This window comes from Burkholderia sp. Bp8986, assembly GCF_003854225.1.
Lineage (GTDB): Bacteria > Pseudomonadota > Gammaproteobacteria > Burkholderiales > Burkholderiaceae > Burkholderia.
This window is the reverse complement of sequence record NZ_QTQM01000094.1, coordinates 1-4,740: the sequence shown is the minus strand read 5'-3', so window position 1 is coordinate 4,740 and position 4,740 is coordinate 1. Positions and strand designations below refer to the sequence as shown.

The window sequence follows — 4,740 nt, the reverse complement described above, 5'->3', positions numbered from 1 at the left end:
CGTCGCCTCAACGATTCCTTGACGCGCTTTGCGGGAAAACCGCGGCAATCACATCGGAACGTTGTAGCGACTCTCTGACGGCATGTTGTGGCGTGAACACGACCACGAAGACGACAAGGAAACTGCTGGTCTGAACCCTTTCCGGAGGATGATCTATTGACAGCAATTAGACGACAAGCGCGTCGAGTGGTTGTATGGATGTTGCAGGTGCGCCATCGCAAGCGAAAGAGGGTGCCGGCATCGGATCGCCGACCGCTCGGCCGACTATCGGCGGCCAACAAGGTCTGGTCAATGGACTTTTCGACCGAACAGCGGAAGGACGACGCTGCCGCCGTCGTGCCGGAGCGAGCAATTGACGGTCACGCGCTGACACGCATCCTCGATCGCACGGCCTTGCATCGCGGACTGCCGCAAACCATATGGACCGACAATGGAAAGAGTTCTGCAGTAGAGCGATGTTGACCTGGCATACGCGCGAGGCGTGAAGTTGTTTCCGATCGAACCGGGCAAACCGAACCAGAATATCTACATCGAATCGTTCAACGGGCGCTTCCACGATGAATGCCGGAACGAACACTGGGTCAGCAGAGCGCAGAAATCCTTGGGCGGACTCATGCCCACAACGTATGCTCGTGAACTGACAGAGAAAGCACTTACGTTACCTCCCCCGCATTCTAAAGCCATATGCTACTGAAGACGGGGCGTCGGTTCGGTGGAGTTTGATGATAGCGCTATCGGTTTCGTTAAAAATTATAGGATTGTATACGTCAGGGTGATATTTCTGTCTTCTATTTGAAGCCCATGGCATTTTCCGATAGGGAGATGCGGATAAGTCGCATATGCTATAGTTGCTGCTGGATGCGCTGCTGTCCTAGGGTGAGGTGCGGCGTTTTGGTAATGGGGTGTGGTGACTTGGCGGTAAGGAAATAATTCAAAATTGATAATTTGAGCCCGTGATTCGGGCTCTATCCAACCAAAAGGAGTCGAGTGAAATGTCGGACGTTATGCCTAGCGAAAGCGTGATTACGCCAGACGCGTTGAAGACGATCGCTGCAGAGAGAATGCGAGTGTATCGGGAGAATATGACGAAGTGCAAGATTTTGCAGCGCAATATTTTAGAGCTCGAGAAAATGGCTAAATCCGATCCAAAGGCGGAAAAGGCTTTGGATCGAGTGCGTGCAATGTTGAGGAGTGCGGCGCCGCAGATCGAAGATTTACGCAAGCAGGTTGAGAAAAGACTTGAAGAATTTGCGCGGCGACAGAGTTCGTCGGCTGGGTGTGCTTCGGCGAAGGGCATTGGTGTTCCGGTGCGGAAATTTGTAACAGACAGAATTATTTAGATGGAATTCTTTCAAGAAAACCTTTTTAAGGAATACAGAGGATGTCTTCCAAAATAAACAATGGCGCGCGGCCGAATGTGGGGCATTCGGCCTCTGGGTTGTCGGGTACGCAAGAGGCGGCGAAGGCGGCCGGCCGAGCAGAGGCTGTGGGCGGACAATCGAAGGGCGTAAATTCGTCTGCCCCCCCCCGTGCACTTAATCACATGCTTGAAAAAATGAGCGTGCTCGCGCAAGCGGGGATGGAGATGCTGGACGCCCGGAAGGCGGCAAGAGTGAATGCTATACCAATTCCGGGCGGTTCGGCACCGACTGGTTCGGCACCGGGTGATCCTGTATCGCAACCGACGGGTATGGGGGTAGCATACTTCGGCGTTGGTGGCAATAGTATGTCAGTTGCCGAGGCAGCGTATTCGCAAGGCCAGGTTAGTGCGAATGTATTGGCAAGTGGTGTGGCATTGATGTCTGTATGCGCGGCACTCGAGCAATCAAATTTGCAAGACATCTACAATCAGATTAGTGGGAACAACGCCATTTCGGAGCAGGCGACGAGGTTCGCGGATGAGCTCCAGCAATCAGCAACGAATGCCGGAAAATCTGGTGGGTACCCTTTTGGCGGTGACTCTCCGGATCAGGCTGAGTGGGAGGCCTTCATTCAGTGGGGATTGCAAAACAATATCCAGGTAGATGGGCAGTCATTTCAGGACTGGTTGACTAACAATTGCGGTGTTAGTGTGAGTTCTCCGTCGGAGTGGCAACAAATTGCCGATGGAAGCTTCCCAGTCCCGGAGCCTTCACAGTTATCGGCGTCGACATTGCAAGATGTTGCCTCGTCCATCAAGCAGACGGCTCAAGCCGGAGGCGATGCGAACCAGCAACTGATGGTGCTGCTGCAGCAGTCAAATGCAAATTACACCAATGATATGCAGGCCGTTTCTAGCCTGATTCAGAAATGGACGGGGTTGGTGGCAAGCCTCGCACAGGCGATAGGTCGTTAAAAAGCTCTAACAAAATGAGTTGTGGGGACTGTTAGCCCGCCGCACGCTCTGTTAACCTCTTCGTTGTTTCGCTGACGAGGAGGCCATGGCAAAACCGATACTCGATGACGATTGTGGTCACTGATTCAACCGTTGCAGCCACCACCAAAGCCGCGTCGGACGCGATACCCGGGGCGCAAGCCGCTGGACGATCGCGCCGTGTTGACCGGCATCTTGTTCGTGCTGCAATCCGGTCTTCCCTGGGAAATGCTTCCGCAGGAAATGGGCTGCGGTTCAGGCATGAGCTGCTGGCGCAGGCTACGCGATTGGCAGCACGCGGGCGTCTGGGATCGACTGCACGAGGTGCTGCTGGCCAAGCTTCGCGCGGCCGATCGCATCGATTGGTCGCGCGTGGTCATCGATTCGTCCTCCATTCGTGCAGTGGGATCGGGTCAAAAACAGGACCCAATCCCATCGATCGGGCGCGACCCGGTTCAAAGCACCACCTTGTGACTGAAGCGCAGGGCATTCCGCTCGCGCTGATCCTCACGGGCGCCAACCGCAACGACGTTACTCAACTGCTGCCCCTCATCGAGGCCATCCCGCCCATTCGCGACAAACGGGGACGGCCGCTATCAAAGCCCGTCGTGGTGCAAGCCGATCGTGGCTATGACCACGACAAATATCGCAAACCACTGCATGCCGCCGGCATCGCCACGCAGATTGCCTGCCGTGGCGAGCCGCACGGCAGCGGTCTTGGAAAGACCCGCTGGGCCGTCGAGCGCACCTTTGCGTGGCTGCACAACTTCAGACGTCTGCGCATTCGGTTCGAACGCCTCGCGACCATCCATGAAGCGTTCATGAAAATCGCCCCTTGCGTCATCTGCTGGCGACAGCTTCAAAACTCATTGTGTTAGAGCTTCTTAGTGGTCTGCATGGGCTGTCGTTCATAGTGAAACGGTGAGCCCGCAATCCCTGCTGGCCGGCAGGCGCGGGTGACACCCATGGCGCGTTCGGTCATCAACATCCGGATCGCCCTGCGCCTGGCCGGCGGGATTGCTGCTTTCCAGATAGCAACTCCTTCGTAAGCGTGGAGCCGATACCATCTTGACGGCGTGAGTTACCGGTTTCCCCAACGATTGGATGCCATGCGCAGCAGCGTGGCATTGGCCGCACGCAGATCGAACCGTTCGGCATCGAAGCCGGGGCCAACCCAGTTTCGGTAATGTTCTGCCTCTTCGCTATTCGGATCGTTAGATAGCGTGTTCAGGAACGCGTCGTAGCCGGGCGGGCCGCCCACATCTTCTGGCGGGCACGCGCGAGCACCATCGATGACCTGGGCCGCGCCCCACGGTTCGCTTTCAACGATTTCCACTTTCTCAACGACGATGACGTGATCCCACCCGTCCCCGAAGTCGTACCGGTAGAGGAAGCGTGAGCCAAGTTTCAGAACCTTCTGCAGTCGAACCTTGCGGTCATCGGCGGTCGTGCCCGGATCAGCGAATTCCAGCACGCCATCGACCTCGAACATGGCGTAGGTCATGCCGTCGACCAGGAAGTCGTGCAGGTGGGAGTCTTCCCAGCCGAAGGCCGCCTGCAGGATATGGTGCAGCTTGCGCAGTGACTCGGTTCCTTCGACCTCGATCCGGCGCCAGATGGGCGGCTCGATGTGTTGAAGCTGCACGTGCAGGGTAAAGCGCGGGAACGACTTTGCCATCTGATCTCCGGGGAACGGGAAGCCAGCGGCATTATCGCCTTACGATGCTGGGGTGGTCATTTTCCAGGGCAGCAGGCCTTCGACCTGGTTGATCGGATGGTCTGCAATGCGCGCAAGCACGACGCGCAGATACGCCTCGGGATCGATGCCGTTGAGCTTGGCCGTCCCGATCAGGCTGTAGATCGCGGCAGCACGCTCCCCACCTGAGTCCGCGCCGGCGAACAGGTAGTTTCGGCGCCCGATAGCCACTCCGCGCAACGCGCGCTCGACCGGTAGGTTATCGATTTCGAGATGCCCGTCGTCGCAGTAGCGTGTGAGCGCTTCCCACCGGTTCAACGCGTAGAGGATCGCCCGACTCGTGTCGGATTTGCGCGAGAGCGTCTCCAGTGTGGCGCTCAGCCACGCATGGAGTTGATCGAGCAAGGGCCTGGCGCGAGTTTGTCGGTGCGCTCGCCGCTCATCGGGCGGTTTGCCACGGATCTGCTCTTCGACCTTGTAGAGCGCGCCGATACGTTCCAGCGCCTCGGTGTTCAATGCATTTGGGCGAGCCGCATGCAATTCGTAGAACTGCCGCCGTGCATGGGCCCAACATGCTGCTTCGGCAACGCGTCCCGTTTCGTAAATCGCTTGGTAGTCGGACCTGAACAATCGTGCGAGGCGTATGCAGTAAGGCTGCGAAGCCGAAACGGTGTTGTTTGATTTGCAGGAA

General features: G+C 57.1%; 4 protein-coding genes and 2 pseudogenes. 4 read left to right on the top strand and 2 right to left on the bottom strand.

Going from position 1 to position 4,740, the window contains the following annotated elements:
• Positions 1 to 201: 201 nt before the first annotated feature.
• The 4 genes and pseudogenes from DID99_RS38210 to DID99_RS35720 all read left to right on the top strand — a co-directional run.
• A pseudogene (locus DID99_RS38210) lies at positions 202 to 694 on the top strand (integrase core domain-containing protein); the annotation flags it as partial.
• A 298-nt stretch (positions 695 to 992) separates the two neighbouring features.
• Complete coding sequence (locus DID99_RS35730) at positions 993 to 1,340, top strand: hypothetical protein (RefSeq protein ID WP_124668653.1); 348 nt, start codon at positions 993 to 995, stop codon at positions 1,338 to 1,340.
• Between the two features lie 41 nt (positions 1,341 to 1,381).
• The gene (locus tag DID99_RS35725) at positions 1,382 to 2,335 is read left to right on the top strand and encodes a hypothetical protein (RefSeq protein WP_124668652.1); all 954 of its coding nucleotides are present in this window, start codon (positions 1,382 to 1,384) and stop codon (positions 2,333 to 2,335) included.
• Positions 2,336 to 2,420: 85 nt separating this feature from the next.
• Positions 2,421 to 3,231: pseudogene (locus DID99_RS35720) on the top strand (IS5 family transposase).
• A 203-nt stretch (positions 3,232 to 3,434) separates the two neighbouring features.
• Here DID99_RS35720 and DID99_RS35715 read toward each other — a convergent pair.
• Positions 3,435 to 4,031: a plasmid pRiA4b ORF-3 family protein gene (locus tag DID99_RS35715; RefSeq protein ID WP_124668651.1), complete on the bottom strand. Its 597-nt coding sequence runs from the start codon at positions 4,029 to 4,031 to the stop codon at positions 3,435 to 3,437.
• Between the two features lie 39 nt (positions 4,032 to 4,070).
• A partial coding sequence (gene tnpC / locus DID99_RS35710; protein WP_260444781.1) for an IS66 family transposase occupies positions 4,071 to 4,740 on the bottom strand: 670 nt, incomplete at its 5' end.